General features: G+C 44.1%; 2 protein-coding genes. Both read right to left on the bottom strand.

Translation table 11 applies throughout. From position 1 onward, the window contains the following. Nucleotides 1–2,344 (bottom strand): chitobiase/beta-hexosaminidase C-terminal domain-containing protein (locus ASU35_RS17465; protein ID WP_172794673.1); only part of this gene is annotated, 2,344 nt, incomplete at its 3' end. Beyond that, on the bottom strand, nucleotides 2,325–2,693 hold the full coding sequence (locus tag ASU35_RS17460; protein ID WP_058354242.1) for a hypothetical protein: 369 nt from the start codon (nucleotides 2,691–2,693) through the stop codon (nucleotides 2,325–2,327). The genes ASU35_RS17465 and ASU35_RS17460, both read right to left, overlap by 20 nt. Nucleotides 2,694–2,985: the final 292 nt, after the last annotated feature.

Below are 2,985 nucleotides of genomic sequence, written 5' to 3'. Positions count from 1 at the left end.
CTCCACCGGATGGGCTGCCTCCACCGGATGGACTGCCTCCACCGGATGGACTGCCTCCACCGGATGGGCTGCTATCCTCATAGACTGCTTTCACGCTCACCTTTTCTGCCGGCATGGTAAAGGTGGTTGTCTCCCTTGTACTGCTTGCAAGCATAATACTTCCGCTTACTACTTCCCATTCCTTAAACTGCTGTCCGCTTGGTGCTGCACCCGCTGTAATCGTTACTGTCTCGCCCTGTGCATATTGCCCGGTGCCGCTTCCGTTCGTTACAGTCACAGTATATTTCGGTACCGGAATCTGAATGGTATAGGTAAATGTCTCTACACTACTATCCTGCATACCGTTCTTTACAGCGATTGCCTTGATGGTAGTTGTAATACTTTGTCCTTCTGTTCCTGTCACTGCAATCGGTGCTGTGTACTTTTGCGTGGTTCCACCCGGCACACCACCCGTAATTGTAGGTTCACTTCCATCGGTTGTATAGTAAATCGTTGCTCCCTCTGTGGAAGAAGTAAGTGTTACCGACTGATTCTCTGTATAAGTTCCGGCTGTCGGATTTGCTGTCGGTGCACCAACGATGCCTGCCGCACTGATGGTAATGGTAATGGTTGTGGTAAGCTCAACTCCATTAGCATTAATACTGTCCGGACATGTTACCGTACCAGTTAAGGTTACGGTCTGCTGGGTTAATACAGTAGAGTCATAGCTTCCGTTTGCCGGTGTAGTTGTATTCCATGTGACCGGTGCACTACTTACCGTATTACCTTCTGTCACAATCCCAACCGTTGTAGGCAGATTCATAGCACTATAAGCGGTTCCATTCGCTACGGTTATCGCCTGTGGTGCTGTGATGCTTGTGAGTTTATCCTTTGTTGCCGGAAAAGCATATGTCACTGTAAGTGTTCCGTCAGCATTCTTTGTGACACTTGTTGCGGAATTACCTAATACAGTAGCTGTCGTGGAATCCGTAAATTCGTAGCCTGTATCTGCTGTAAGTTTAATACTTGCGGTGTAGCTTGTATTGTATCCTGCTGTGGAATCACTTGGTGTCCATGTAATCTGTGGTGTGGTACTGCTTACTCCTGTGGTTACACATGATGCTTCGGTATCTAATGCAGTATTTGACGCCGGAGTTTCAATATCTGTAATTGCTACAGATGTGATACTTAATATTTCGGTTGCCCCTACCGCATAAATCAAATTTTCCGTGCTGTCTGTAGTTTCCAGCCAGATTTTGCAGTCGGATAAATTTATATCTGACGACAAACTAAGTGCTGACTTGATAGCCGAAGCATTTACCGTTTCTGATGTATCAATCTTTTTACTGTAATACCAGTCGTTTATTCCGTCATTACCCTGTACAACAAGTGCCACGGTTTGCGATGTACTTCCCTTCGCTGCCTTAATATCACCTGTTGTGGCATTATAGGTAACTGTACCAATATCCTTACCTGTTCCATTAAGTCTTAAGGTCATCGCCGTACCGCCTGTTAGCGTTCCCCATACTGGATCAGATGATGCTGCTTTCGCAGCAGATGCGAAGAGCACAGATGACAGATTCAGATTGGAAGCGGGCTGAACTACGCCTCGTAGTTTACATTGTCGTACGTAGACTTCTTTGCCCGGACTAGCGTACAACGCTTCGATACTATTATGATCGTGAGGCGAGCGCAGCCAGAACCAAGAACCGTTGCTCCAGTAACTACTCATGGCAAGTACTGTACTGTCACTGGTTCCTGCCCACAGTTTATTTTCATTAGGATATTTTCCCTGTAATGCATACAGCTTGTCTGTGGTGGTATAGGTCACATTACTGTTCTTCGTGTCCTTCGTTTTCACTGTGGTAGCATTCATCAAGCCCTGCTCGGCTGTGGTGAAATAGTTTGTATTCGTAGCCATACCCTGCAATGCCACTCGAAGCTCACTTGCTCCGTAGTGGTTTGGATATACTTCTGATGGATTACTTGCATCTACCCCAGAACTTGATTGAAAAGCCTTATTGTTGGGTCCTTTTGCTATGGGGCTTGCGGCAAAGATGATGGTATTATCCCCTGATACACCCTCATCCTTTCCTAAGATGTACCACTGCTGTGCTGTTCCACTGCTGTTTTTACCAAATACAAGCTTTCCAATATTTGTGGCATTACCATCTGAATCCGGAGCAAATTCATTCTTCATCTGTTCCTTTGTGGCATATGCTGACACACTTGGTTCCGTTCCCGAACCTGTTGCTGCCTGCACCTTATTTGCTCCGCCTGACATAGCCGGAACAAGTCCTGCTACCATGGCAAGGGAAAGAACACACACCATTCCTTTCTTAAAATTATGCTTTAATCTTTTCATCTGAATCCTCCTTCGATTTTGTAAATATAGTATTGGAATAGATATGTTTTCTTAATTTCCATGTATGTCCATGCTTTAAATGTCCATTATAACTTCTGACACTCTGTGTGATTTCATCAAAAGTAATCCTGCCTTCCCTATACTGCTTCTGAAAGCATTTCATCCTTCTTTTAAATCTTCGTTTATTTGATGTCCGAAGTCTCTTAATCACCTTTCCTGTATCTGTCAGATAAAAATGAAATCCCAGAAAATCCACTCCCTGTGATATAGGAAAAATTTGTGTCTTGGAATTAAACTCGAGTCCATCTTCTTCCACCAATTCTTTCATCTTGGCTACCCTTCCACGCATTGCTATTGTCAACTCCTTTTCCTTAATATTAGATGAACCTCATTTATATGCATACTTTTCAGTATCTGGTTTTATTATACGCTACAGGGGCAGAAAATGTAAACTAGCCAAAGGGATAGACTTTTTGATTTGAGAGGGGCTTTCGAAGCATATAAATGATCATTCTCATTTCATATGGTATACGTAACCATTGTTGCATGGGCGGGACAGAAAAACCGTCCCTACGTTAATTACCCGCCAGCTCTTCCATATACAGTTCTGCAATATATGACGGTCCATTCCACCACAGTTT

Source organism: Acetivibrio ethanolgignens (assembly GCF_001461035.1).
GTDB lineage: Bacteria > Bacillota > Clostridia > Lachnospirales > Lachnospiraceae > Velocimicrobium > Velocimicrobium ethanolgignens.
The sequence above is the reverse complement of the archived record's forward strand: the minus strand, read 5'-3'. Positions and strand labels throughout refer to the sequence as shown.

Coding starts and splice junctions, on each gene's coding strand:
- ASU35_RS17460 (WP_058354242.1), bottom strand. CDS start 2,693: ATGCGTGGAAGGGTAGCCAAGATGAAAGAATTGGTGGAAGAAGATGGA.